The 25,865-nt window shown below is 62.8% G+C and carries 24 protein-coding genes, 1 tRNA gene and 1 pseudogene; 18 read left to right on the top strand and 8 right to left on the bottom strand.

Annotated elements, in window-relative coordinates; all coding sequences use genetic code 11:
• From Y703_RS18255 to Y703_RS0105925, 3 genes are all read right to left on the bottom strand, one after another.
• Window positions 1–2,343 (bottom strand): bifunctional metallophosphatase/5'-nucleotidase (locus tag Y703_RS18255; RefSeq protein WP_343212875.1); only part of this gene is annotated, 2,343 nt, incomplete at its 3' end.
• Between the two features lie 253 nt (window positions 2,344–2,596).
• A complete protein-coding gene (locus Y703_RS0105930; RefSeq protein ID WP_026551976.1) occupies window positions 2,597–5,686 on the bottom strand; it encodes an ExeM/NucH family extracellular endonuclease in 3,090 nt (1,029 codons plus the stop codon).
• Between the two features lie 235 nt (window positions 5,687–5,921).
• Window positions 5,922–6,009: transfer RNA gene (locus Y703_RS0105925), tRNA-Ser, on the bottom strand.
• Between the two features lie 62 nt (window positions 6,010–6,071).
• On the opposite strand from Y703_RS0105925, the gene Y703_RS0105920 reads away from it, so the two are divergent.
• From Y703_RS0105920 to Y703_RS18250, 3 genes are all read left to right on the top strand, one after another.
• Window positions 6,072–7,055, top strand: a complete 984-nt coding sequence (locus tag Y703_RS0105920) for an NAD(P)H-quinone oxidoreductase (RefSeq protein ID WP_026551975.1) — start codon at window positions 6,072–6,074, stop codon at window positions 7,053–7,055.
• Window positions 7,056–7,247: 192 nt separating this feature from the next.
• The gene (locus tag Y703_RS0105915) at window positions 7,248–9,557 is read left to right on the top strand and encodes a carbon starvation CstA family protein (RefSeq protein ID WP_081743411.1); all 2,310 of its coding nucleotides are present in this window, start codon (window positions 7,248–7,250) and stop codon (window positions 9,555–9,557) included.
• Complete coding sequence (locus Y703_RS18250) at window positions 9,557–9,745, top strand: YbdD/YjiX family protein (protein ID WP_035764006.1); 189 nt, start codon at window positions 9,557–9,559, stop codon at window positions 9,743–9,745. The genes Y703_RS0105915 and Y703_RS18250 overlap by 1 nt, the downstream gene beginning before the upstream one ends.
• Before the next feature lie 68 nt (window positions 9,746–9,813).
• On the opposite strand, the gene Y703_RS0105905 is transcribed toward Y703_RS18250, so the two are convergent.
• Window positions 9,814–10,554, bottom strand: a complete 741-nt coding sequence (locus Y703_RS0105905) for a GAF and ANTAR domain-containing protein (RefSeq protein WP_026551973.1) — start codon at window positions 10,552–10,554, stop codon at window positions 9,814–9,816.
• Window positions 10,555–10,958: 404 nt separating this feature from the next.
• Between Y703_RS0105905 and Y703_RS18245 the strand changes: the two genes are divergently transcribed.
• The 3 genes from Y703_RS18245 (at window position 10,959) to Y703_RS0105890 (ending at window position 12,763) form a co-directional block, all read left to right on the top strand.
• On the top strand, window positions 10,959–11,204 hold the full coding sequence (locus tag Y703_RS18245) for a hypothetical protein (protein WP_051427343.1): 246 nt from the start codon (window positions 10,959–10,961) through the stop codon (window positions 11,202–11,204).
• 185 nt (window positions 11,205–11,389) lie between these two features.
• Window positions 11,390–11,842, top strand: coding sequence for a hypothetical protein (locus tag Y703_RS0105895; RefSeq protein ID WP_026551972.1), 453 nt, complete (start codon window positions 11,390–11,392; stop codon window positions 11,840–11,842).
• A gap of 81 nt (window positions 11,843–11,923) precedes the next feature.
• Complete coding sequence (locus Y703_RS0105890) at window positions 11,924–12,763, top strand: aldo/keto reductase (RefSeq protein ID WP_026551971.1); 840 nt, start codon at window positions 11,924–11,926, stop codon at window positions 12,761–12,763.
• A 103-nt stretch (window positions 12,764–12,866) separates the two neighbouring features.
• Here Y703_RS0105890 and Y703_RS0105885 read toward each other — a convergent pair whose 3' ends face one another.
• The 4 genes from Y703_RS0105885 to Y703_RS0105870 are packed head-to-tail and all read right to left on the bottom strand — an operon-like array spanning window position 12,867 to window position 16,067.
• Window positions 12,867–13,277, bottom strand: a complete 411-nt coding sequence (locus Y703_RS0105885; RefSeq protein ID WP_026551970.1) for a flagellar assembly protein FliW — start codon at window positions 13,275–13,277, stop codon at window positions 12,867–12,869.
• Window positions 13,274–14,161, bottom strand: a complete 888-nt coding sequence (gene flgL / locus Y703_RS0105880; RefSeq protein ID WP_026551969.1) for a flagellar hook-associated protein FlgL — start codon at window positions 14,159–14,161, stop codon at window positions 13,274–13,276. The genes Y703_RS0105885 and flgL overlap by 4 nt, the downstream gene beginning before the upstream one ends.
• Window positions 14,162–14,164: 3 nt before the next feature.
• Window positions 14,165–15,574, bottom strand: coding sequence for a flagellar hook-associated protein FlgK (gene flgK, locus Y703_RS0105875; protein WP_026551968.1), 1,410 nt, complete (start codon window positions 15,572–15,574; stop codon window positions 14,165–14,167).
• A gap of 7 nt (window positions 15,575–15,581) precedes the next feature.
• Window positions 15,582–16,067: a flagellar protein FlgN gene (locus Y703_RS0105870; RefSeq protein ID WP_026551967.1), complete on the bottom strand. Its 486-nt coding sequence runs from the start codon at window positions 16,065–16,067 to the stop codon at window positions 15,582–15,584.
• A 181-nt stretch (window positions 16,068–16,248) separates the two neighbouring features.
• On the opposite strand from Y703_RS0105870, the gene Y703_RS0105865 reads away from it, so the two are divergent.
• The 12 genes and pseudogenes from Y703_RS0105865 to Y703_RS18230 form a co-directional block, all read left to right on the top strand.
• Entirely contained in the window at window positions 16,249–17,067 is an 819-nt protein-coding gene (locus tag Y703_RS0105865; protein ID WP_026551966.1) for a sigma-70 family RNA polymerase sigma factor, read from the top strand.
• A gap of 127 nt (window positions 17,068–17,194) precedes the next feature.
• The gene (locus tag Y703_RS0105860; protein WP_026551965.1) at window positions 17,195–18,346 is read left to right on the top strand and encodes a flagellin N-terminal helical domain-containing protein; all 1,152 of its coding nucleotides are present in this window, start codon (window positions 17,195–17,197) and stop codon (window positions 18,344–18,346) included.
• Between the two features lie 147 nt (window positions 18,347–18,493).
• Complete coding sequence (fliD, locus tag Y703_RS0105855; protein ID WP_026551964.1) at window positions 18,494–19,879, top strand: flagellar filament capping protein FliD; 1,386 nt, start codon at window positions 18,494–18,496, stop codon at window positions 19,877–19,879.
• Window positions 19,879–20,307 carry a flagellar export chaperone FliS gene (fliS, locus tag Y703_RS0105850; protein ID WP_026551963.1) on the top strand — a complete coding sequence of 143 codons (429 nt, stop codon included), beginning with the start codon at window positions 19,879–19,881 and terminating at the stop codon, window positions 20,305–20,307. The genes fliD and fliS overlap by 1 nt, the downstream gene beginning before the upstream one ends.
• The gene (locus tag Y703_RS18240; RefSeq protein WP_035764005.1) at window positions 20,300–20,608 is read left to right on the top strand and encodes a hypothetical protein; all 309 of its coding nucleotides are present in this window, start codon (window positions 20,300–20,302) and stop codon (window positions 20,606–20,608) included. Before fliS ends, Y703_RS18240 begins: the two co-directional genes overlap by 8 nt.
• Window positions 20,609–20,749: 141 nt before the next feature.
• The gene (locus Y703_RS0105840) at window positions 20,750–21,091 is read left to right on the top strand and encodes a flagellar basal body rod protein FlgB (RefSeq protein WP_026551962.1); all 342 of its coding nucleotides are present in this window, start codon (window positions 20,750–20,752) and stop codon (window positions 21,089–21,091) included.
• Window positions 21,091–21,483: a flagellar basal body rod protein FlgC gene (locus Y703_RS0105835; RefSeq protein WP_026551961.1), complete on the top strand. Its 393-nt coding sequence runs from the start codon at window positions 21,091–21,093 to the stop codon at window positions 21,481–21,483. The genes Y703_RS0105840 and Y703_RS0105835 overlap by 1 nt, the downstream gene beginning before the upstream one ends.
• Window positions 21,483–21,797, top strand: coding sequence for a flagellar hook-basal body complex protein FliE (gene fliE / locus Y703_RS0105830; RefSeq protein WP_026551960.1), 315 nt, complete (start codon window positions 21,483–21,485; stop codon window positions 21,795–21,797). The genes Y703_RS0105835 and fliE overlap by 1 nt, the downstream gene beginning before the upstream one ends.
• Complete coding sequence (gene fliF / locus Y703_RS0105825; protein WP_026551959.1) at window positions 21,797–23,422, top strand: flagellar basal-body MS-ring/collar protein FliF; 1,626 nt, start codon at window positions 21,797–21,799, stop codon at window positions 23,420–23,422. Before fliE ends, fliF begins: the two co-directional genes overlap by 1 nt.
• The gene (gene fliG / locus Y703_RS0105820; protein ID WP_253907950.1) at window positions 23,419–24,462 is read left to right on the top strand and encodes a flagellar motor switch protein FliG; all 1,044 of its coding nucleotides are present in this window, start codon (window positions 23,419–23,421) and stop codon (window positions 24,460–24,462) included. The genes fliF and fliG overlap by 4 nt, the downstream gene beginning before the upstream one ends.
• On the top strand, window positions 24,452–25,051 hold the full coding sequence (locus Y703_RS20740) for a FliH/SctL family protein (RefSeq protein WP_051427342.1): 600 nt from the start codon (window positions 24,452–24,454) through the stop codon (window positions 25,049–25,051). Before fliG ends, Y703_RS20740 begins: the two co-directional genes overlap by 11 nt.
• 71 nt (window positions 25,052–25,122) lie before the next feature.
• A pseudogene (locus tag Y703_RS18230) lies at window positions 25,123–25,865 on the top strand (EscN/YscN/HrcN family type III secretion system ATPase); the annotation flags it as partial.

The raw sequence follows: 25,865 nt of genomic DNA, 5'->3' as shown, positions 1-25,865 counted from the left end.
GCCGTCGGCTGCGGGCCAGCCGGTGGAGAGTCCTGTTGAGTGCATCCACATGATTGCGTCGAAGTGCTCAACTTGATCGGCTTCGTTGGGGGGGAAGGCAATGTCGGTGAACGGTGATTCCTCGGGCAGTTCGAAGGCTGGTTCTCCGGCGAGGCGGTACAGGAATGCTGCCATCGCGTCGCGGTTGATGTTTGAGAGTGGGCGGTAGGTGCGGGTTCCGTCGTCTTCCAGCCAGCCGGTGGAGAGACCGTTCTCGGCCATCCACTCGATGTGGTCCTGATGCTCATTACCCTCGACGTCAGCGAACTCTGCGAGTTCGACGCCGATCGGCAGGCGCACCATGGTGCCGGAATCCGGCGCGTCCAGACGGAACGTGGCACCGAGGGCGTCGGCGGGAACAGTGAACGCAATGCGTGCTGCCCCGTCCGTCACGTCGAAGGTGTCGATTTCCACTGGCTCGCCGTCGCCGACGGTGTAGGACAGGGCGATGCTGGTGTTGGTGGGGCTTCCCAGCGACGTCAGGTCCAGTTTGGAAACGTCGAAGCCGACTTCCTGTCCGAGAACGACGTTCGCGGGTGCGTTCTGCACCTGCACCGCACGGCGGTCGAAGGTTGGGGACAGCGGGCTGTTGGACCCGATGTAGTCGAACCACGCCTCCCGGTCGACCAGGCCTGAGTCCAGAGTATTGGCGCCCTCGTTGAAGACAGCGAAATCGTCGCCGCCCTGGATCAGGAAGTTGAAGGTGCCAATCCGATAGTCGCGGTTTGGGTCAAGGGGTTCCCCATCGATGGTTACCGACGTAATCCGTGAGCCCTCAGCGCCCTCGGCGTCGTACGTGTAGGTCACGTTGTCGGACAGTCCCAGGTGCAGGAAGTTGGTGCGGACACCGCCCTCCCGTGGCCACTGCTGCTCAAGGAGTTCGGTGAACTGCTCACCGGTCAGCGTGGTGGTCGCCAGGTTGTTCAGGAACGGCAATACCGCATTGGCTTCAGCAACTGTTACGTCGCCATTCTCGTCGTAGTACAACTCGGCGCGGAGCCCGCCCGGGTTGGTGACGCCAATTTCGGCGCCGCCGCGCTCCACGGACTGCAGTGAGGACAGCAGCGAGTCGGCGACCAGATTGCCGAGCGTGGATTCCGAGGCACGGTCATCGCGCGCATCACCCGTGAACGCTGTGGTGATGTCTTTGGTGACCTTACCGAGGACAACGCTCCCGAGCTCGTCGGCAGTCTCCAGCGCTTCGTTGACAATCGTCTGAACCTCTGCCACCCGTGGGTAATCAGCAACGAGCGCAGCGTCGTCGATTTCAGTGCGGGGGACATTGCGCGCCTCGAAGTCGACTACGTCTCCTGAGGCGGTATCAACTGTCAGTTCAACCTGACCGATGAACTCACCGTAGGAACCGGTCTGCACGATCGGACGGGTTTCGCCTTCCTCTCCGGGCACTGGCGCGCTCGAAGCGTAGAAGGAATGAGTGTGTCCGTTGAAAATCGCGTCGACCAGCGGCGTTGTCTCATTGACGATTGCATCGAATTCGCTGCCCGGAACAACCTCGGGAAGCTCTGCCGAGTCTTCGCTGGATCCATCGGCGCCGGCATGAAATTCCGCGACGATGACGTCGGCCAGGTCGCCGTCTTCGATTTCCTGCGCCACCCGGTTGACTGCCTCGACGGGATCCCCAAACTCGATGGTCTCGATACCGCCCGGGCTCACCAGGGTAGCTGTTTCCTGGGTGACGGCGCCGATCACTGCAACCTCAATGCCATCGACGGTGAAGATCTCGTACTCGTCCAGTGCTGGTTCTTCGGTGCCCTTGGTGTACACGTTCGCGCCCAGGTAGGAGAAGTCAGCGATCGGGTCGACACGGTCGGTCAGGTCGGCTAACCCGCCGTCGAACTCGTGGTTCCCCACTGCCGAGGTGTCCAATTCAAGTGCGTTGAGAACGTCGATCGTTGGCACATCGCGCTGAGCGGAGGATGCGTACAGCGACGCTCCGATGTTGTCGCCAGCCGAGATGAAGAGCGTGTTCTCGTCTCCTGCCGCTGCCCTCAACTGCTCAACGGTTCCAGCGAACTTCACCGTGTTGCTATTGATGCGTCCGTGGAAATCGTTGATGTTCAGCAGGTTGATCTCGGTGGTGGCGATGGGGGCTGTGACTTCGACGTCGGTCTGCTGCGTTGCATAGGCGGGTAGCGCGGCTACTGGTGAGGCAAATAACCCCACCGTTAGCGCGGCACCGAGCCCGCCCTTCCATGACGAATGTTTCATCCGCNCTACTGGTGAGGCAAATAACCCCACCGTTAGCGCGGCACCGAGCCCGCCCTTCCATGACGAATGTTTCATCCGCTAGTTCTCCTTGGCTTTGGCTGTTACCAGCCGCGAGTGAGTCCGCCCGTGAGAAAAACACGGGCATATGTGGCTCGGAATAGTGCTGAATGTGATCCAGCTGACCTTTGAGTCACATCCGAGCCAACCAGACCATCGTGAACGAGAGGTGACAAAATGTGAAGAGCGGAGGGGAATGCCGTTAACGCAGGTTGGCCCCGGCACAGTGCCGGGGCCAACTTTTCTTACGGTCGGAGGGTGTCGGGAGTGCTTACTTGCCGCAGGATCCGAAGGTGTCGTCGAATCGGTTGACGAATGCTGCCATGGCGTCGCGGGCTACTGGGGTGACTGGGCGGTAGGTGCCATCGCCCCAGCCTTCGGAGATCCCGGTGTCTTTCATCCAGGAGATTTCTTCTTCGAACATCATGCGCTCGGGTACGTCGGTGAAGGGGGCTCCACTGGGGTCGGCGTATTCGATTGCTGCTTCGTTCAGGCAGATTTGCCCGGCGAAGCGTTTCATGAAGGCTGCCATTGCGTCCCTGTTGACCGGGGTGACCGGACGGAAGGTCCGGGTGCCGTCGGCTGCGGGCCAGCCGGTGGAGAGTCCTGTTGAGTGCATCCACATGATTGCGTCGAAGTGCTCAACTTGATCGGCTTCGTTGGGGGGGAAGGCAATGTCGGTGAACGGTGATTCCTCGGGCAGTTCGAAGGCTGGTTCTCCGGCGAGGCGGTACAGGAATGCTGCCATCGCGTCGCGGTTGATGTTTGAGAGTGGGCGGTAGGTGCGGGTTCCGTCGTCTTCCAGCCAGCCGGTGGAGAGACCGTTCTCGGCCATCCACTCGATGTGGTCCTGATGCTCGTTACCCTCGACATCAGTGAACTCGATGGGCGTATCCAGATCCAGACCGACGATCACAGGGTCGTGATCGCTGGCGCGGTACTGATCTGCCGTGTAGTAGTTCACCGGGGTGTAGTTGAACCGGCTGTACTCGAGCGCGAGTGATTCGACCGCGTTGATGTTCCAGATATCGACACCGGTGACAGTTGCATCGGCTTCCGGCGTGGCAAGGATATGGTCCAGCGATCCGGACTGCCCACCGAAGACGTACGAGTACTTCCCGGTCTCGGCGCCCTGGTTGATGTAGCCGGCCTCGTAGAGCACCTGCATGGGGTCCTCTGCCGTGTAGGAGTTGAAGTCGCCGGTGAGGAAAACCTTGTCGGTTCCCGCTTCCTCCTGCATGGTGTCGGCGAATCCCACAAGAGCTGTTGCCTGTTCAACGCGGTCAGGGTTGGAGGCTCCTTGCCCGTCGCCCTGGTCCTGGTTCTCCCCGGAGCCCGACCCCTTTGACTTGAAGTGGTTCACGATGGCGAGGAACTTGGTTGACTCATCGCCATCCGTAGCCTGGAAGGCCTGTGCCAGCGGCTTGCGGGCGTTCGAGAAGGCGACGTCGTCGTCGAGAATAACCGAGTCGCCGACCGTCTGCACTGCAGCGCTCTTGTAGATGAAGGCGTTGCGGATGACGTCTTCGTTGACAGGAATGCTGGCAGGGGACGGAACGAAGTCCCAGACCCCCGGTTCGACCTCGTTCAGAGCCGCGGTCAAGGTAGCGAGAGCCTCGTCTCGGTCCTTCCCGAAGGCCGCCGAGTTTTCGATTTCTTCCAGCGAGACCATGTCGGCGTCGAGGTTGGTCAGCGCCTCGACAATTTTGGCCTCCTGGCGCTCAAAGCTGTCAGTGTTGGCAGCACCGCGTGCGTCACAGCCACCCCTGACGGTGATGGGGTTGCCCGCACGGTCGTTGTAGTAGCTGCAGCCGTCCAGCTGATCCCCCGTGGTGCTGAAGTAGTTCAGCACGTTGAAGGAAGCGATTTTGATGTCACCACCGACGTCGATTGGGGTGGCAGGCCGGTCGCCTGCGAAGCTGACTGGCTGAACTTCGGCGGCGTTCTCAGGGGTGAGGTGAGTTATCGGCTGGAAGCGCCATAGCCCGAAGTCGAAGTCGACGATGACGTCCGAGGTGAAGGTTGCTGAACCGTTGACCCGAACCGGGTTCTCCACGGTCAGGTAAGGCAGCGCCTGGTTGTTGTTCTGGACGAAGTCGACAGTGGCGCCGTCGTCGAGCGTGACCCCACGCGCGCTGTTATCTGCTCGTACCGCCGCATTCTCGGGGGTGCCGGGAGGGGCGATTTCGGTGGGTTGGACCAGGGCTTCCGTGCCGAAGGCCAGATCGATCTCGCCGTAACGGTTCAGGTCATAGTTGTCAGAGATGGTGAAGTCTCCGGTTGGCCTGATGAGCATGCTCTCCAGAACCTCACGCTCGGCATTTGTCGCTGGCCACGGCGTGATGAGGGACTTGACCTCCTCGGCAGGTTCGGTGAGCACGGTGGCCGCACCGGCCACCACCTCAAGCTGGGTTGCGCCGAAGTTTTCGCCGACTTCACCGGAGACCTCGACGTGGTCACCGATCGCAACGTCAGCGACGGTTCCGGGGGAGTAGATGAAGATGCCGTCGGAAGCGGCACCCGCTGCGTCGCCCGTGCCTTCGGTCTGGACCACATAACCGTCGATCCCGCCGGTGGGGTAGGCAGCGGTGACTACACCCCGGGTGGTAACGGTGCTCCCGACGAGGGGTGAGGCCTCGCCGGTGCCCTGAATCTCCGCGATGGGGACAACTTCGCCGGCCACCGGCGGTTCGGGCTCAGGCTCGGGTTCGAAGCTGCCCGTCTCGCCGTCGGCATTCGTAGGTGTGACAGCTTCGCTGAGGGTGAAGTCAGCTGAGTTGTCGTCGGTATCGACGAAGTCCGTCCGGTTCAGTGACCGGGGATCGGAGTTGCTGTCAGGTTTGACGGCTACAGCCGTTTCGAATGTGTTCGAGGACCCATACCCCAACAGGTCTTCGACAGCTGGGTTGTCGGTTACTGACCCGGTGGCCAGCGGACTAAGCGCTGCCGCTTCATTGGCCAGGATCAGGGTGCCGCCGCCCCCGGCGAAGCTGGCACCTATCGTCGCGTCGGTCCCGGGAAGCGCAACCCCGTTGTCGGCGTTGCTGGAACCGCCAATGAGGTAGTGGCCATTGGCCGGAATGCTGCCACTCAGCGTTGCTACCCCAGTTGGCGCTGCAGATCCGGTTGCCGACCGGTACTGTAGCGACCAGCCGCTGATGTCGACCGGCTGGTCGGTAGTGTTGTGGAGTTCCACAAACTTGTTCAGGAAGGGGGCGTTGGTGCTTCCCCCATTGACGTACGCCTCATTAATGACGACGCCGTTCGGCGCCGCGTAGGCGGGTAACGCGGCTACTGGTGAAGCGAGTAGCCCCACCGTTAGGGCTGCACAGAGCCCGCCCTTCCATGACGAATGTTTCATTCGCTAGTTCTCCTTGGCTTTGGCTTTTGACAGCCGCGAGTGAGACCGCCCGTGAGTAAAAACACGGGCATTGTGGCTCGAAATAACTCAAAATGTGATCCATCTGACCTTTTGGGCCAGCATTGAGCCAACCAGACCATCGTGAACGAGAGATGACAGGAAGTGAAGGGCAGAGGGGCGAGCCGTTAACGGAAGTTGGCCCCGGTGCAGAACCGGGGCCAACATTTCCTACGGGCGGAAGGTAAGAGATTCGAACTCTTGGTACGGGGTTACCGCACACTGGTTTTCAAGACCAGCTCCATCGGCCGCTCGGACAACCTTCCCAAGTGAGTAGTGTTTCACGTAGCTTCCAGTTCAACCAAAAACCGATCGTTCGGAGGACCTTTTGAGAGCAGTGCTTATTACCGAACCGGGTGGGCCGGAGGTTCTCTCTGTGTCACAGGTGGCAGCACCGACTGTTGGACCTGGGGAGGTGCTGATCGACGTCGTCGCGGCCGGTTTGAATCGCGCGGACGTGCAGCAGCGTAAGGGCCACTATCCACCGCCACCGGGAGCCTCGGAGTACCTCGGGCTTGAGGTTTCGGGGCGGATCGCAGACGCCAACGGTTCGGTGTTCGCGGTCGGCGACGAGGTGGTGGCGCTCCTGTCCGGCGGCGGCTACGCGGAGCAGGTGACGGTGCCAGCCGGTCAGGTTCTCCCGGCGCCGCCTGGAGTTGATCTGGTCACTGCGGCGGCGTTGCCGGAGGTCGCTGCGACCGTGTACTCGAATCTATTCATGACCGCCCACCTTCAAGCAGGGGAGCGGGTCCTCATCCATGGTGGTTCCGGCGGGATTGGAACCATGGCCATCCAGCTAGCACTCGCGTTTGGGGCTATCCCCATTGTGACAGCGGGATCTGCAGCGAAACTGGAGGTTGCCAGGAGCCTCGGTGCGCTCACCTGCATCAACTATCGGGAGCAGGACTTTGTCGCCGAAGTGGCCGCCGCGACCTCCGGCGCGGGGGTGGACGTGATTCTCGACGTCGTCGGGGCCAAGTACCTGGCGCAGAACGTCGATGCGCTCGCAGTCGGTGGCCGGCTGGTCGTCATCGGGCTCCAAGGTGGAACGACGGCCGAGCTGAGTCTGGGCGAGCTGATGACCAAACGCGCCTCGGTGGCCGGCACTACGCTGCGGGGGCGTCCGGTGACCGAGAAATCAGCGATCATGGTCGCTGTGAAGGAGCATGTTTGGCCGCTCATCGCCTCGGGTGCCGTCAAGGCCCTGGTGGGCCGGACGTTCCCGCTTGAGAAGGCGGCCGAGGCACACCAGTACTTCGATTCCGGGGAACACACGGGGAAGATTCTTCTCACCCTCGCTCTATCCCACTGATCGACGGCGATCAGTGGGATGGTCTAGACATTCCCACTGGTCAAGTTCGGTCAATGGGATTTTCAGTACCCTTGGGCGCAAAATAGTCGCCGCTTGGCGACTGACGGCCGAAGTTGGTGGCTCCGCCGTCGCGTAACCGCCGTCGCATTGCTAGCTTCGGCAGGCTCACACACTCAAATCCAAGGGAGCATCATGAGTGAGCATCGCAATAGTCCCGACCGTGCTGGGGGTACCCCGGGTGACGGTGATGGGCGGGACGTCGACGTCCTGGTGCAGGACCCGGATCTACCACCCACGGCGCTTGACCCGTCAATAGCCGAGGCTGAGGAGGGCCGCTGGACCCCTGCCAAGATTGCTCTCTGGGTCGGGATCGCGCTGCTCGGTGGATTCAGCTGGACCATGCTCGCACTGGTGCGCGGTGAAACCGTCAACGCCATCTGGTTTGTCTTCGCCGCCGTATGTACCTATTTCATCGCCTACCGCTTCTACTCGAAGTTCATTGAACGCAACCTCCTGAAGCCCGATGATCGACGGGCGACCCCTGCAGAATACAAAGCAGACGGCAAGGACTACGCGGCAACCGATCGCCGCGTCCTCTACGGTCACCACTTCGCAGCGATTGCAGGCGCCGGCCCGCTCGTCGGCCCGGTCCTCGCCGCCCAGATGGGCTACCTGCCGGGTACCCTGTGGATCATCTTCGGAGTGATTGCTGCCGGCGCGGTCCAGGACTACCTGGTCATGTTCTTCTCCATGCGACGCGGCGGTCGCTCCCTCGGGCAGATGGCCCGCGAGGAGCTGGGCCTGATCGGTGGGACTGCTGCACTGATCGCAACCCTCACCATCATGATCATCATCGTCGCCATCCTCGCGCTAGTGGTTGTCAACGCCCTCGGTGAGAGCCCGTGGGGTGTGTTCTCCGTCGCGATGACCATTCCGATCGCCCTATTCATGGGCGTCTATCTCAGGTATATCCGCCCCGGCAAGGTCACTGAGGTGTCAATCATCGGGTTCATACTGCTGCTGCTCGCCATCATCGCTGGCGGGTGGATCGGCGAAACCGAGTGGGGCGTTGCCATCTTCGGTCTCGACCGCATCGCAATCGCCTGGGGCATCATCATCTACGGCTTCATCGCCGCAATCCTGCCGGTGTGGCTCCTGCTGGCACCCCGTGACTACCTCTCAACCTTCATGAAAATTGGCACCATCGTGATGCTGGCAGTCGCCATCATCATCACCCGCCCGGAAATCAGCGTTCCGGCTGTCAGCGAGTTCGCGAACCGGTCTGACGGCCCTGTGGTTCCCGGCACGCTCTTCCCGTTCCTGTTCGTCACCATCGCCTGTGGAGCGCTGTCAGGCTTCCACGCTCTGATCGCCTCCGGCACCACGCCGAAAATGATCCAGAAGGAACGCCAGACCCGATTCATCGGGTACGGCGGAATGCTCATGGAATCATTTGTGGCGATCATGGCTCTGGTTGCGGCGCTGTCGATCGACCGCGGTATCTACTTCGCTATGAACTCCTCGGTGGCAGCCACCGGCGGGACCATCGAAGGCGCTGTCGCCTTCGTCAATGGTCTCGGGCTGGCGGGGGTGAACCTCACCCCCGAAATGCTGAGTCAGCTGGCCAACAACGTGGGTGAGGAATCAATCGTTTCGCGCACGGGTGGCGCGCCCACGCTGGCGGTGGGTATAGCGCAAATCATGCAGTCCTTCATCGGCGGGTCCGGGATGATGGCCTTCTGGTACCACTTCGCCATCATGTTCGAAGCACTGTTCATCCTGACCGCCGTCGACGCCGGAACGCGCGTTGCCCGGTTCATGCTGCAGGACAGCATTGGTAACTTCATTCCCAGGTTCCGCGATACCTCATGGCGGACCGGAGCCTGGATCTGCACGGCCATCATGGTGGCGGGCTGGGGGGCGATCCTGATCATGGGGGTCACTGACCCGTTGGGCGGAATCAACACGCTCTTCCCGCTCTTCGGTATCGCGAACCAGTTGCTCGCGGCCATAGCGCTTGCCGTCTGTATGGCCATCTGTGCCAGGAAGGGTGCCTTCAAGTTCCTCTGGATTCCTGCGCTTCCGCTGGCGTTCGCAGCAGTGGTGACCATCTCGGCGTCGTTCCTGAAGATTTCTTCGCCGGTGCCGGCGGTGGGTTACTGGGCTAACCACTTCGCTTTCCGCGACGCGCTCGCAGCAGGCGAAGAGAGTTTCGGTGCTGCTCAGTCAGTGGCAGCAATGGAAGCAGTGGTCCGCAACACCTTCATTCAGGGCGTGCTGTCCATCGTGTTCGTCAGCCTCGCGTTGATCGTGATCACCACCGCAGTTGTTGCCACAGTGAAGGCCTACCGCAACGGCGGTGGCCCCATCACCGAGGACAAGGCAGTGCCATCCCGGATCTATGCACCGTCCGGAATGCTCGCCACCAAGGCCGAGAAGGAACTTGAGCAGCAGTGGGATGCGCTGCCAGCGCATAAGAAGCCTGCAAGGGCTGGTCACTGATGACAGTTTTGGAGCGAGTGCGGAAGGCCGTCTGGTTGTTCAAGGGAGTGATGGGCGAGAACGCCTACCAGTCCTACCTCGACCATCACGCGGCCACCCACACGGCTGAACCGCCGATGACCGAGAAGGCGTTCTGGCGGGACAAAACCGATCGCCAGGACGCTAATCCTGAGGGCCGCTGCTGCTAGGTAAGCCCGACCCGACATGACTGCCCGCTGACCGGTTCCGGTCGGTGGGCAGTCATGTGTTGCGCGGGTTACCGGTCGAAGTGGGTTGTAGTCGGTGTCTGGTTTGCCGAGGCGACCACCGAGCTTGCGACGTCGCGCAGCTTGATGTTCCGGGCGCTGGAGGCGGCTTTCAGAATGTCGACTGCCTCATCCTGGGAACACCGGTTCTGGGCCATTATGATCCCCGCGGCCAGGTCAATCACCGTGCGTGACTGAAGTGCCGCTTCCAGGTGCTTGCTGGCGTCACTGAGTTGCGCCATCCGCACAGCCAACCGAAGGGATTTGGAGGCCTCCAGAGCGAAGGCTTCGGCCGCTGCCACAGCGCCGTCGTCGAACGCGTTGGTGGCAGTGGAGTAAAAGTCCAGGCCTGCGCGCGATTCGCCGCCCAGGGGAACGGGGATCCCTAGTGCTGAGCGGATGCCGTGTTCAGCGACGGCGTCCCGGTAATCGGGGAAGCGCTTGTCGTTGGGAATATCTCGCACGTGCACAGTGACGTTATCGCGCGCCGCCCGCAGGCATGGCCCGTCGTCGAAGGCGTACTGGATTTCGTCGGTTCGCTGGGCTAGTTCACTGCTACTGGCAACAGTTCCCATGGTGCGGGGCCTCAGCAGGGTCAGCCCACACAGCACCTGGCCAGCGGCCTGGGAGGTTAAGGTCGACGCGGCAAGCTGAGTGAGCCCGGTCAGGAAGGTGCCCACATCATCGCTGTCCATCACCATGTCCAGCAAAACGTTGTGAATATCGGATTCCGCACGCGGGGTCTCTGACATGTTGTACTCCACTTTCGGTTGTCGCTCACCGCCCCCTTACCTGACGGAATCAACTGTAACCGGAGCGAGCGATGGACGGGACGCGGTAGCCCTCGAAATTCGCGGGGAACGGGCTGCGCTGGGGTGCGCGGGATGGGATAGAGTCGTAGACAGGTTGAGCAGACAGCCACAGGAACTTCTCCTCATTTAAGCAGGATAGAGGGCACTGATGCTGCACGGAATGCCCCTCTCGGCGCCGGCCAAGACACTCACAGTTATCCGCACCGCGGGCGACGGGGGCTGCCCGTCGGCAAGGTCGCGCCTCTAGACGCATCACTACGGGCCCAGTCGGTAACTTATTGCCGCTTGGCCCTGCTGCACTTGTCAGCACCCCCTTAGGACTAGGTCATCTTGGAAGGATTTCCATGAACGACAGCACCCGTATTGCCCCCAATGATCCATTCCCGGAAGATCTGACGCGGCTGGCCAGCAGCGAAGTAGAAATCCTCAACAGCAAGATCCATCGCGAACTGGACTCGGAGTATGTCCGGTACGGCTTGCCGGACCCGGAGACCGAGGCTCGCCTCGAAGAGATCACCGAGGAACTCGATCGCCGTGAAAGTGCGAGTTGCCAGACGAATGTGGCACCAAAAAAAGGCATTGGCGAATAGTCGGCTCGGACTAGTACCCGGCCTGGGCGGTCCGATGGGGGGACTGCCCAGGCCTCACGCGCGCGTCCATCGTGAGACGATAATTCAATGAGTGAAAAGCAGGGACCTGTTCGCCTGGGCACCACCCCGATAGCATTCGCTGAGCTGTCCGAAGCACAAGCTGCCCGTCCCGGCTCCTGAGCGCCATGGGATTCTTCACAGCGGCCCGTCAAGGGCGCAAGGACGACGCCGAGCTGGGCACCGGCGTTTGGCGGCGGGCGCATGACCGCTTCCGACGTGGCCTTGACCGTTATCACCAGATCCTGGCAGGCGTGGGCGACGACGACGTCTATAACCAACTGGCGCTGCTTGCCAATGATCTTGGACCGTTGCTCGAACGGGTGCGCGTCATCTGCGTAACCGCTCAGGCCTCATCGCCCAGCACTGGCATGGATATCCCGGGTGCGCTCACTCCCGTGCACCGGGCCCTCTCCAGGGCAGGCAACTCGCTCGCAACGACCGCCGAGGCGGCGGCGATGGCGCGGCTCGACGGCGAGCGGTGGGGCCTGGCGTCTGCTGGCGTTGAGAACGTACGGCGGCGGGCCGAGCTGGTGGAAGAGGACATTACCGAGGCTGAACGCCACCTGGCCGCCAGTTAGAAGTAGCCTGACGAAATAATTCGGTGTGGGCAGCGGTTCACTAAGGGGACATCACATTTACTGGCACAGCGAAAGGCACACATGACTACTTCACCGAACCTCACATTCCACAACGGCGCCACCATCCCGCAGCTTGGGTACGGCGTGTGGCAGGTTGACGACGCGACCGCAGAGGACGTTGTCGGGCGCGCGTTCAAGGCGGGCTACCGCCACATTGATACAGCTGCCGCTTACCAGAACGAAGCCGGTGTTGGCCGGGCGATCGCCGCCTCTGGCCTGGACCGGAGCGAGCTCTACATCACCACAAAGCTGTGGAACGCGGATCAGGGCTATGAGAGCACGCTGAAGGCCTTCGACACCTCAATGGAGAAGCTGGGTCTGGAGAAGCTCGATCTTTACCTGATTCACTGGCTGCAGCCGAAGCAGGGCAAGTACCTGGATACCTGGAAGGCTCTCATTGAACTGCAGAAGCAGGGCCGTGTGACCTCGATCGGTGTCTCGAACTTCACCGTAGAGGCGCTGCAGGAGATCATCGACGCAACCGGCGTCGTCCCGGTGATCAACCAGGTGGAGACCCACCCGTTCTTCAACCAGACCGAACTCAACGCATTCCACCAGGCAAAAGGCATCCTGCACGAGTCCTGGTCGCCCCTGGGCTCAGGCAAGGGACTCCTCGAGGATCCCACCCTGGTTGAAATTGCAGGCAGGCACGATGCCACCCCGGCCCAGGTTGTCCTCGCGTGGCACCTGGCACTGGGCAACGTAGTGATCCCGAAGTCAGTCACAGAGTCCCGGATCGTTGAGAACTGGGGTGCCCTCGACGTCACGCTCGATGCCGCTGACATCGAAGCAATCAATGCCCTGGACAAGGGTGCCGACGGCCGTATCGGTGCGGATCCGGCAACTGCCGACTTCGCCTAAGCGCCAACTGCGTCAGCCGGACGCGCTCCGGTGATCAACCTGGACATCGGTGGGGGAAATTTCCCGCACCGATGTCCGGGCTAACGCAGTCTGTCCGGTTTGCTCACCGGGCAGGGCCGACGTCGGTCTTCTGCCCGGCGTAGTCGGCCAGTTCAGCCTGGACGGGCCATTCGCCACGATCCAGAATGACTTGGGTACACTGACCGGTCGCCAGATTGACCAGGATGGGCGCCATCAGGTTGACGGTGGTGCCACCCTCGCCCGGGTTCGCGACCACCAGGAACGTCAACGGACCGGATGCCGGCAGGTCCAGTGCCTCGGTGTTGGCGGAGGGAACGGCAGGCTGGTAGGCCGGCAAATAAACAGCCGCATCGAGCACGAACAGCCGCAGTGACGCATTCTTGTTGGCCTGCAGCGCGTAGAGCCCGTCAGCACCGTCGATCTTGTCGAGTGAGAAATCGACCAGCGGATCCAACCCGGGCGGGGGAGCAGTAAAGGTCAGGGCCGCACTCACCGCAGGAAGTCCATCAGGGTTGGCTGCAACACCCGCGCCGTCACTGCGAGAGCTGACTGGTAAGTGACCTCCTGCAGTTTCATCTCCAGGATGACGGCTGCCAGGTCAACATCCTCCACCCGGGACCGCTGCGCCTCGAGCGAGACTGACGTTTCCATGTTGACCTCCTGTGAATTCAGGATCTGGGCATGACGGGTGCCAACTTCGGCATGGTGCGTGCGGACCGCCGCAAGCCGGGTGTCCAGCGCTCCAAGGTGACCTGACACGTCGGTCCCCAACTTCAGTTCGACTGCGATGTTGTCGAGCAGCCTGAACACTGAAGCGTCACCGGTGCCGAACACTGCCGCACCGTCCACGTCCACGCGTACCGTGACGTTGGCGTCCACCCGCCGCATCACTCCCCGCTCATCCCCGGTGCCGCCAGTGTGGTCAAGGGTGTCGGTGAAGGCCACCCCGGTGTCTGAGTTGCCGGCGAAAATGGTGCGGCCCTGATGCTTGGTGTTGGTCTGGGCCAGCAACTGTTCCCGCAGAGCCGACACTTCGATCGCCAGCGCTTCGCGACCCGACGCCGACAACGACCCGTTGCCACCCTGCACCGTGAGGTCGCGGACCTTGTTGAGGGTTGCGCTTGCCGCAGTGAGTGAAGAGTCGACGGCGGTGAGCCAGGCGTCGCCGTCGGCGATGTTCCTGCTGTACTGGTCGACGGCGCGCAGCTCCGCCCGGACACGGAGGGACTCGGCCGCTGCGGACGGATCGTCCGACGCCCTAGTAAACGCCTTCTGCCCCGAGGCCTTGTCCTGCAGCTCGGCCATCCGGGCAAGGTTGGTCTGCAGGTTGCGCTGCGCACTCTGCATCATGGTCTGGTTGGTGACACGGGTAATCATTGGCTACCTTCCCACTACGCCGGTGCGGTTGATCAGGGTATCGAGCATCTCGTCAATCGCAGTGATGACCCGCGCCGCTCCCTGGTAAGCGTGCTGGTAGGCGAGGAGGCTCAGGTTCTCCTCGTCCATGTCCACTGACGCGTTCGAGAGCTGTCGTCCAATGGACGACGACGCCGCCAGGTCGGCCAGTACTGCTGTTTGCAGTGCGGCCTTGGTCTCCACCCCGAGCTGGGTCACGAACCCGGCCCAGACGACGTCGGGAGAGTCCGGTCCAATGCCCAGCTGCGAGATGGCATCGGCGTTGGTGCCGTTGAGCCCGCCACCACCGGGAGTGCCGGCGGCAATTCCCGAACCATCGGTCGGAATGACTGTGAGGTTCAGTGCGGCGGGGTCGCCGCCGATGTTGAAGAAGTCGAGCCCTATGGTGCCGTCAGTGGTGGCACCCTGCGAGTGAGCGGCGTTGACCTTCGCCGCGAGGGATGAGGCAAAGTCGTTGTAGAACGTGGCGGCTTCGGCCAACGCGCCACCGCTTGTTGCCGGTGCCAGCGCCGATAGCGCGCCGGCAATCTCGCCGCCGTCGAGCCCCGCGGAGGTGCCGGGGCGGTGGGTGAACTCGACCCGCACCGCTTCGGCGCTCGAGGTGTTGAGCCGGCCGGGACCGGCGACCGCCAGGGTGCGCACAGTATCTCCGGAGACGAGAGAGTTGCCACCGATCAGCACATCGACTGTGCCGTCCTCGCGCTGCCGCATGCTCGCCCCCGAGAGGGCCGAGATGGTGGCGACCAGGGTGTTCCGCTGGTCGATCAGTTCGTTGGCTGACCCGCCGGCGGCGAGCACTTTTCTCACCTGGGTGTTCAGGTCTGCGACCTGGGCGGCTGCCGTATTAACCTCGGCAACCATGGTGGTCGCCTCCTGCCGCAGCTGGGACCATTGTCCTTCGGCGCTTTTGTAGCCCTGGGCCAGCTGCGATGCCAGGCCCTTCGCCTCGTGCAGCAGTATCGCGGTGGGTGCGCCGCCACCGGCATCGTTGGACAGGCCCTGCCAGGCGGACCAGAATCCCTGCAGGCGGGCGGAAATACCGTTGTCGCCGGGTTCGTTGAGCGAACCTTCGAAGGTGGAGAGCGTTGTGGCCTGCACTGATGAGTACCCTGATCCAGCAAGGGAAACCCGCACCTGAGCGTCGAGGTGGGCGTCACCGAGCCGGGCAATACCGCTGACCACCACCCCCTGGCCAGCGCGCACTCCAGTTGAAAAGAGTCCAGTGGCCGGTGCGCTGACTGAACCTGAAGTCAGGCGCTGCCGGGTGTAGCCCTCGGTGTTTGCGTTGGAAATGTTCTGGCCGACGACGTCGAGCCCGTGGCGGGCCGCAACCAGGCCGCTGAAGGCGGTGTTCAGGCCGCTAAAGGTACTCATCAGTGCCTCACAGATCCTTGTCGAAGAGGTGGGCGTTGTCGGAGGAGGCGCCCGAGGCGCCGTGCGAGTCATACAACCCGGCATCCGGGTTGAGCCGTGACAATGTTTCCTGGGTGGAGCGGGCCGCCGCGCGGAGGAATTGTTGGTTGGCGTCGCGGAGGGTCCGGATTTCAACGGTTAGTTCGGTCATTGCTGCGAGATGGGAACTCAGGATGTCTCCCCACGGGCCGTCCGGGGCCTGGGCCGCGAGCTCACGGAGGGTGGCGTCAGCAGTCGTGCCCCAGTCACCAGCCAGCGAGGCGACCTCAACTGTGCGGGCCAGGCCGGCCGACCGCAGGCGCTCCAATACCGATTCGACTTCGCGGGTGGCGTGCTGCAGCCATCGGGTTTTACCAGTGGTCAGCAGTAGCTGTTCTTCTTCCAACTTGAAAACCAGCAGCTCAAGCAATTCACGTTCCTGCCAGAGCAGCGCTGATAGTTCATGCGCTCCCACGCTGCCGCCTTTCCGTCCCAAACACGCGTTCGGCGTGGTCGCTATTTACTATCGGCATTGCCACACGCGATGTTAGTGGTATCTTTCATCTTGTAACCGCCCGCGCATGAGGTAATAGGTTTCATCACCTCACGTCAAATTGCGCCAGCGACTCTCGCACGTAAGAGTTGGGGAACTCGCCATGGATCGTTTCGATCGTAATAAAATCGTTGTGGATAATCTACCACTCGTAGGCTATCTCGTTTCAGAGTTGTGTGCTAAAGCCACTCACTTATCAAGAGACGATCTGGCGTCAGTCGGTGCGATTGCCCTGATTACCTCAGCGGAATCGTTTGATCCCTCATTGGGGGTCCCTTTTGGCGCGTACGCGCGCCGGCGCATCACAGGTGCTTTCGCTGATGAGCTGCGGTCCATGGACTGGGCGCCGCGTTCTGCCCGCCGCCGGATCCGCGAGACGCTAGCGGTTCAGGAAACTCTGACAGCTTCTCTGTCACGGAGTCCAACGGTCGATGAGATCGCCGCGGTAATGGGTGTGGAACGCGCAGTCGCCGATGCCGCCCTCGGCGACGCATCGCGCACCGTGTCAGCGCTCGACGATACGATGGTCGATCTCCTCGTGGCCGGTGGTTCATCCCCGGAGGCCACTCTGCTCGCATCCGAGCGCCTGGTCTATCTCCGCGCGGCAGTGGCGGCGCTGCCAGAGCGAATGCGGTGGATTGTCGAGCAGATCTACTTCGAGGATCGCTCTGTCAAGGAAATTGCCGAGGAGCTGGGCTCAACCCACTCGGCCGTTTCCCAGCAACGCTCCGAGGCTGTGCGGTTGTTGCAGGACGGCCTTGGCACCCACTATGCGGACGAGACAGCAGTGCGTCACGTACCTCGATCACGAATCTCACCTAACCGGCGGACCGCGTATCTTGCGGCGCTGGCCGATCAGACGACTGGTGGAATTACCCGTTCCCGGCACCTCCTCCCTTTGGTGGATTCCGCGGCGTCCTAAAGCTGCAGGGATTATTCAGGCATTTCTCTGACATTTTCTCTAACGCCCCCGATTCATCTTCCGATAGCTAAGGTTGCCAGCCCATGGACGGGCCGGCGCTTTATACCCACTCACGGAGGAATACATCATGGGTTTTCAGATCAACACCAACGTCTCGGCAATGAATGCCTACCGCAACCTGTCGATGACACAGAATGACATGTCCAAGTCGCTGGAGAAGCTGTCCAGCGGCCTGCGTATCAACCGGGCAGCGGACGACGCCGCCGGGTTGGCTCTCGCTGAAGGCCTGAAGTCGCAGGTGGGCGGCCTGACCGTTGCCTCCCGCAACGCGCAGGACGGCATCGGTGTGGTTCAGACCGCTGAAGGCGCGCTGACCGAGGTCCACTCAATCCTGCAGCGTATGCGTGACCTGGCTGTTCAGGCCGGCAACGACTCGAACAACGTTGAGTCTCGTGAAGCCATCAAGACTGAGGTTGACGGTCTGACCGCCGAGATCGGTCGGATCGCCGAAAACACCAACTTCAACGGCAACAAGCTGCTGAATGGTGAAAAGGGCGTTATGAGTTTCCAGGTCGGGGCCGAGGGTGATGCGAACAGCAAAATCGACGTGAGCCTCGCGAAAGCTAACGTGTCGAGCCTGGCTAACACGCTCAACGGTGTCGATGCGACTGGTGCTGCGTTGGTCGGATCGGACAATCTAACCGGTGTGAAGTTCGCTGCTAACTCAGCGGGGACCTACACGATCTCTCAGGGCGCTGCCACGTTTGACCTGGTCTTGACGGGAACCGAGACTGAAGCCGACATCTCGACCAAACTCCAGACTGCGGCAGGGACAGGGACCGACTTCACCGTCAGTGGAAACAACACCGATGGGTTCAGCATTGTTTCCACCCAGCCTGATTCAGTTGACGCGGTAACGATCGGTGTCACTGGCACCGCACTTACGGCGGCTGGCACGACAGGCAATGTCGCTGCCGGCTTGGCCTTCGAAAGCAACGCGGAAGCGCAGGCGTCGATCAACATTCTGGACAGGCAGATTGAAACGATCTCCTCCGCTCGCTCCGAGCTGGGTGCCGTGCAGAACCGTTTCGAATCAACGATCAAGAACGTCAACGTATCGATCGAGAACCTCTCTGCGGCCGAGTCCCGCATCCGCGACACCGACATGGCGAAGGAAATGGCCGACTACACCCGGTCCAGCATCCTGTCCCAGGCCGGTACCGCGATGCTGGCCCAGGCCAACCAGATGAACCAGGGTGTCCTGCAGCTCCTCGGCTAGTCCGTAACGCTAAAGGCTAAAGGTGCGCGGCGGTGAGAGGGAACGACTTGGACCTCACACCCTCCCACCGCCCTGCATTCCTTTGCCGAACGCCCTCCATCATCACAACCCATCAGACCTTAGAACCCACCCAGGGAGGACAAGACCATGGCACTCGGAATTGACGGCCTCGCCAGCGGTCTGGACACCACCACCCTGATCAACCAGCTGATGCAGCTGGAGGCCCGTCCCCAGGTCCTTCTGAAGAACAAGGTCACCGATTCACAGACCCTGGTTTCAGCACTGCAGCAGTTGAACACCCGGGTCGCGACCCTCGGATCCGCAGCGGAGAAGGCCGCCTTACCGGCAGCGTTCAACGTGTTCAAAGCGACCAGCAGCTCCACCAATATCACCGCTACTGCAGGCAGCGCAGCCAGTGCAGGTTCCATGGACATCACAGTGGACCGCCTTGCACAAAACCAGGTCTCAGTCACTGCGGCGATGACAGCCTGGCCGGATTCCCCACCGGTTATTACTGTCACCACAGCAGACGGCACTGCAACCGAGATCACCGCCACAGCCACCTCGTTGGATGACATGGTCTCGGCCATCAACGCCTCCGATTCGGGAATCACCGCGGTCAAGGTCGCGTCGGGAATGAATGCGGCCAACGAACGCCAGTACCGCGTGCAGCTCTCCTCCGAAACAGCAGGCGCAGCTGGCGGGTTCACAGTCCATCGGGGCACAGCCGCGGACACCACCGCGGGTACCGCCACCAACCTGCTGACTGAACCCGGAGCCGCCGAGGTCAAGGCAGCACAGGACGCCCAGGTCACCCTGTGGGCAGGAACCGCCGCAGCCCAGTCAGTGACCAGCTCATCGAACACGTTCACCGATCTGCTCCCGGGCGTGGATGTTACTGCGGCCAAGGTCTCCACCGACCCGGTCACCATCACGGTCGGCAGGGATCAGGCGGCCACCACCAAAACCGCCAAGGACCTGGTGGATTCACTGGCGGGAGTCCTCGGCTACATCGCCACCAACTCGTCGGTCACCACCTCCGAATCCACCGGCAGCTCGGTGGCCCGCGCGGGCCTCTTCACCGGTGACAGCGGTGTCCGCGGTATCTCCGCGCGAATCCTGTCGGCGGCTACCGCACCGGTCGACGGGCGGTCGCCGTCGGAGTTCGGCATCACCCTGACCCGGTCCGGCACCGTCGAGTTCGACGCCGAGAAATTTGGGGCCGCTCTTGCGAAAGACCCCGCGGCGGTGCAGGACATCCTGACCCAGATCGCGTCCCGGGTGGCCGGTGTTGCGAAGGTAACCTCTGACAAGTTCGACGGCGCGATCACCCTCCGGATTCAGGGCCAGGAATCCGAGGTCCGCGAACTGAACACACAGGTCGGCGAGTGGGACCGCCGGCTGGAGACCCGACGGTCAACCCTCGAACGCACCTACACCAACCTTGAGGTACAGCTATCCCAGCTGCAATCGCAGGGCGACTGGCTGACCTCACAGCTTGCAAACCTGCCACGGATGGAGAGATCGAAATAGTGACTACCCTAACCAGCGCATCGGCGAAACGTGCAGCCTATAACCGGGATGCCGTCCTGTCGGCGTCGCCCTCCCGCCTGCTCACCATGCTGTACGACCGGCTGATGCTGGATCTGGCCCGTGCCGAAACCGCCCAGCAGGTTGCTGACTGGTCGGTGGCCGCCGAGAATCTGATCCATGCACAGGCCATCATCACTGAGCTGAACCATTCCCTCGACACTGACAAATGGGACGGAGCGAACGGCCTCAAGTCGCTGTACTCCTACGTCATGACCACGCTGATCGACGCGAACATCAGCCGCAACGTGAACCGCACGCGCGAATGCATTGCCCTGCTGGAACCCGTCCGGCAGGCCTGGCATGAAGCGGCAGCGCAAATCCCGGTACCCGCCGCAACCGCCGGAACGGGAACCCTCGGCTTTGCCTGACCGCTCCCGGCAGGGATGGCTGGTAATCCTCGACACACTCGAGGAGGACATCGCCGCGGCGGAAAAAGCACAGCACGACGACGGCGTCACCAAGGCAGGGCACTGGGATCCGCCGTCGGGCATCGGACCGATTCCATCCGACCTGGTAGACCGGGCGCAGCGGATTCGGGAAGCCCAACGCCGGACCGTCGCTATGTTGCAGGCCGCTGTGAAGGACAACCGCCAGCATCATGCCCTGATCGGCGCGGTCAATGCCTCAACCGCACCGAACAGGGCCGTTTACCTGGACGTAGCAGGCTGAACGGCGCACAACAAAATAATCGACTGAACGCCTAACCAACCGGTTTCACCCTGCCGATAGTGGCAGTTGAGCATGGATCGCTCGCCCAATAGGCCATGGACCGGCCGCATTCGCCTCATCATGATGAAGAGGGTTTCCGCCGTGTTCGATTCCGTGACCTCGGTTGCACTGAACAGCGCTTTGGATGGGCTGTCCCTGCGGCAGCGCGTAACCGCCAACAACATCGCCAACGTCAACACCCCCGGCTACCACGCCCAGCGGGTGAGCTTTGAGGATGCCCTCAAGCGATCAGTGGCGAACGGCGCCGGCCAGGTCACCAGCTCCACCGAACGCTCCCTCGAGCCCACCCGGTTGAATGGCAGCAACGTCAACCTGGACACCGAAACGCTGTCCAATGTTGATACCGTGCTCCGCTACCAGTTCGCTGCCCGCGCCGTCGAAGGCCAGTTCACCAGCGTGCGCACCGCGATGAGAAGCAACTGATGACCTTCGACGCGATCGGCATCGCCGGCACCGGGCTCACCGTGCACCGCAAATGGCTCGACACTGTCGCCGATAACATGGCCAACGCGAACACCGTGACCGCCACTGACGGCGCCGCCTTCCAGGAGCGCTATGTCACCGCCCAGGAGGGCAGGGGAGTCAGCGGCGTGTACGTGGCGGGCGCCCAGTTCGGCGACGCCGAAGGCCGGGTGGTCAACGAACCAGGCCACCCCCTCGCCGACGCTGAGGGCAACGTCCGCTACCCGGACATCGACATGTCCGCCCAGATGGGCCACCTCATCATGGCCCAGCGCGGCTACCAGGCCAACGCCGCTGTAGTCGACCGCGCCAAAGCCACCTACGAAGCTGCCCTGCAGATCGGACGCTCCTAATGCCCATCCCCGCCCTTCCCTCAGTGGGGTCAGTCCAACAGGTCACCGGTACCGGCTACCTTGGGCAGATCCAACCGGCCGCACCCGGTCAGGGGGCAGGCTTCGCCACAGCACTGACCGGTGCTGTGGAGAATCTTCAGTCACTCCAGTCGACGTCGAGCGCGCTCGCTGTCCAGGCAGTCACCGGTGACCTGAGCGATATCCATAACGCCACCCTCGCCTCAACCCGAGCCCAGGTGACCCTTGAACTGGTCGCCGCCGTCCGCAACAAGGGCGTCGACGCCTTCAACGAGATCATGAGGATGCAGGCCTGATGCCCCAGTCATTCAGCTCAGTCTTCACCCGCCTGGGTGACGCGGTGAAGGCGTTCACCATCGCCCAGCGCACCATCGCCATCATCGGGGTGGCAGTCCTCGCCCTCGGTATTGCGGCGCTCGTCACCTGGTCCATGAAGCCCAGTTACACGCCGCTGTTCTCCGGTTTGAACGGGGAAGACGCGTCAATCATCGTTGAGCAGCTGCGCACCGACAACGTCCCGTACGAGTTATCAGCCGGTGGGGGAACCATCCTGGTGCCTGAGGAAAGTGTCTACGATCAGCGGCTCAAGGCTGCGGCGGCCGGGCTGCCGTCGTCATCCACCGCTGGCTATTCACTCCTCGACGACATGGGAGTCACCTCCTCCGAGTTCCAGGAATCAGTTACCTATAAGCGGGCCCTCGAAGGGGAACTGGCAGCCACAGTGTCGGCGCTCAGCGGAGTGAAGAACGCCTCGGTCCGGCTAGCGATCCCCGAGGAGTCGGTCTTCGTTTCGGAGGCAGGCACACCAACAGCTTCAGTGTTCATTGAGACGGACAGCGGTGTCTCGCTGTCATCCGAACAGGTCCAGGCGGTCGCGCACCTCACCTCGGCATCAATCGACGGAATGGTCCCCGAGAACGTGGCGGTCATCGATGCTGACGGCAACGTGCTCTCTGCCGTGGGTGTGGGCGCTACCGGCACCGTCAACCAGCAGTCCTCCGACTATGAGGAGACTGTCAGGGCGAACGTCCAGACCATGCTCGACCGGGTGGTCGGACCAGGCAACGCCTCAGTGGTGGTGGCCGCCGACATGAACACCGAGTTCGCCGAGCGGGTCGAGGAATCCTTCACCACCCCCGACGGCGGGCCAGCCCTGAACGAGTCGACCACCACCGAAGCCTACGAGGGCGCCGGTGGCGCAGCAGCGGGCGTGCTCGGCCCGGACAATATTGCCGGGCCCGACGACGCCGGGGGAGAGGGAAACTTCAACTCGGAGACGAGCACCCGCAACAACGCGGTCAACAAGATCACCGAGTCGACCACCATTCCTGCGGGTGCCATCAACCGGCAGACAGTGTCGGTAGCGCTCGACGAGGAAGCCGCCGGTGCGCTGGACCTTGCCGGTCTGACCGGTCTCGTCACCACGGCCGCGGGCATCGACGAGGCGCGCGGCGATCTGGTCACCGTAGAAGTGCTTCCCTTCAACAATGCTGGCGCAGCTGAAGCAGCCGACGCGCTCGCCGCCGCTGAGGAAGCCCAGGCAGCGCAGGAGCGCGCACAACTCCTGCTGCAGGTAGGAATTATCGCTGCGGTAGTGCTGCTGGCGATCATCATTGCCCTGGTCATCTACGCCCGCAGGTCCCGGCGGCAAAGCCGTGAACCGGTGGATCTCGGTGAACTCCAGGAGGTCATCCCTGCGATCGGCGGACCGGAAGCACCGGCACTGGTCGATCTGGGCGCCACCCGCATGATGGAACCGGCACCTGAAACCACCTCGATCGACATCAGCTCCATCACCGGGATGCGCCACGACGACGCGATGGCCCGCAAACGAGCCGATATCGAAGCACTGGCAGTCAGGGACCCGGCGAAAACCGCCGAGCACCTGCGCAGTCTGATGGATGATCGGCAGCCAGTATGAGCGAGCTCGTCTCAACTGCCGCTCCGGTGACCAGCGAGCTCATGACCGGAACGCAGAAGGCAGCAATGGTGCTGATGCAGCTCGATCCGGATCATGCGGCAATCGTGCTCCGCCAGTTCTCCGATAGCGAAGCAGAGGAGATCGTCGCCGAGATTGTCCGGCTGCGTCGTGTTGACGCCTCGGTGGCCGACGACGCCCTCGCCGAGTTCCACGAGTTGAGCATCAGCGGTCGACGGCGGCCACGCGGTGGCAGGGACGTGGCTGCCGGTCTGCTGGAGGCGTCGTTCGGTGCGGACAGGGCCGCCGGTGTGATGGACCGGGTCGCCTCCTCCATGGCCGGTAAAGCCTTCGAATTCCTCGACACGGTTGACCCGCGGCAAATCCAGACCCTGCTCGACGGCGAACTACCGCAGACCGCCGCCCTGGTTCTGGCCCACCTGCGCCCTGAGCATGCCTCAGCCGTGGTGTCCGCGCTGGACGACCCGCTCCGCACCGACGTCGCCCAGTGCATCGCCACCATGGGCACCGCCACGCCTGAAGCCGTGGGGGTAGTCGCCGAGATCCTCAAGGTGCGCGCCGGCGCGGTCGGCACTCCGCATCAGACCGCCGCGGCCATTGGAGGCATCCAGCCACTGGTGGACATCATCAACCGCTCCGACGTCTCAACCGAACGGGCGCTCCTGGCGGGCCTTGAGGACAGGGACCCTGAACTCGCCGAAGAGGTCCGCGCCCGGATGCTGACCTTCGCCGACATTGTTAACCTTGAACGCCGGGACGTGCAGCAGGTGCTGCGCGGCATCGACTCGGCGGTTCTCGCCTGCGCGATGAAGGGGGCCTCGGAAGCGGTCACCGAGATGATCCGTAGCAACGTGTCCGAACGCAACCGCGAGATCCTCGACGACGAAATCCAGGCTGTGGGCCCCGTCCGGATGTCGCAGGTGGAGGAGGCGCGTGCCCTGGTGGTCCGGGCCATCCGCGACCTCGAGGCGCAGGGCACTATCACGGTCCAGCGCGGCGACGAGGACGAATATGTCTACTGACCTGCCCGTGTTCGCTCACACATTTCCTACCCTCGCGGTCCCGGAGCGGGGCAGCGCTGACCGCAGTCACGCCCAGGGGCATGCGGCAGGCTACGCCGCCGGAATCCGCGCCGCCGTCGAGGAACTCAGGCAATCCGCTGCAGCACACCAGGCCGAGCGCACTGCCTTCCAGCAGCGCGAACGGGCCCGTATTGACCAGGCTGTACGTGGTCTTGAGGCGGCAGCGTTGGCCTTCGTGGAGAAGGTGGCAACTGTTCACGCCGCGTCCGAGGCGCTAGTTCATTCTGCCGCCCTCGACCTGGCCGAGGCAGTGGTCGGTGCCCAACTGCGGTCCGGTGACGCCGCACAGTTGGCGCTGGCCCGAGCGCTGCAGAATGTGGACCCCGGTGACGTCCGGCGGGTCCGGCTCTCAGCAGCCGATTGGGCAAGCCTCGACGAGAACGCCCGCTCAACGATCGGCGTAGTCGTCATAGCCGATGCCTCCCTGGCGAGCGGCGACGCGATGGTCGATCTGGCCGATGGGTACCTCGACGCCCGGATCGGTTCTGCGCTGGCCCGCGCCAGGCAGGCATTGGAGGCCCCGGCGTGAGCGCAGTCCTCGACCACCGCCCTGAACGATTGAGCGCCGCCTTGGCCGCGGCCGCCCCGGCGCGCCTCGGCATGGTGTCCTCGGTGGTGGGGCTCGGCGTCGAAGTTGCGGGTCTGGACTGCGGTATCGGCGACCTGGTGACGATCGGTGAGAACCCCGGAGTTGATGCTGAGGTGGTTGCTGCCTCACGCACGTCAGTGCACTGCATGCCGTTCGGCCGCCTGGTGGGAGTAAACGCTGGGACACCCGTGAGTTCCGTGGGAAAGCCGCTGTTGGTCCCGACCGGGGCTGGCCTGCTCGGGCGGGTGCTCGACGGATTGGGCCGTCCCATTGACAACCTCGGCCCGTTGCAGTCACCGCTGATGGTTCAGTTGGACAATCCGACGCCGTCGTCGATGAACCGGGCACGCATCACGGAGCCCCTGCAACTGGGTGTCAGGGTTCTCGACAGCCTGACCACGGTGGGCAAAGGCCAGCGGCTGGGACTCTTCGCGGGAAGCGGTGTCGGGAAGTCCTCCCTCCTGTCCATGATCGCCAGGGGAACCAACGCCGCAGTGTCGGTGATAGCGCTGGTTGGTGAGCGGGGCCGTGAGGTCAGGGAGTTCCTTGAGGACGATCTGGGCCCGGACGGGCTGGCCCGCTCGATTGTTGTGGTCTCCACCTCTGATGAGCCAGCGCTGATGCGCCTGCGCGCCGCGTTCGTGGCCACCCGGATTGCCGAGGCATTCCGTGATGAAGGCACTGACGTGATGTTGATGATGGATTCGCTCACCCGCGTCGCCATGGCGCAGCGGGAGATCGGCTTGTCGGCTGC

This window comes from Arthrobacter sp. H20 (genome assembly GCF_000520515.1).
Taxonomy (GTDB): Bacteria; Actinomycetota; Actinomycetes; order Actinomycetales; family Micrococcaceae; genus Arthrobacter_D.
The sequence above is the reverse complement of the archived record's forward strand: the minus strand, read 5'-3'. Positions and strand labels throughout refer to the sequence as shown.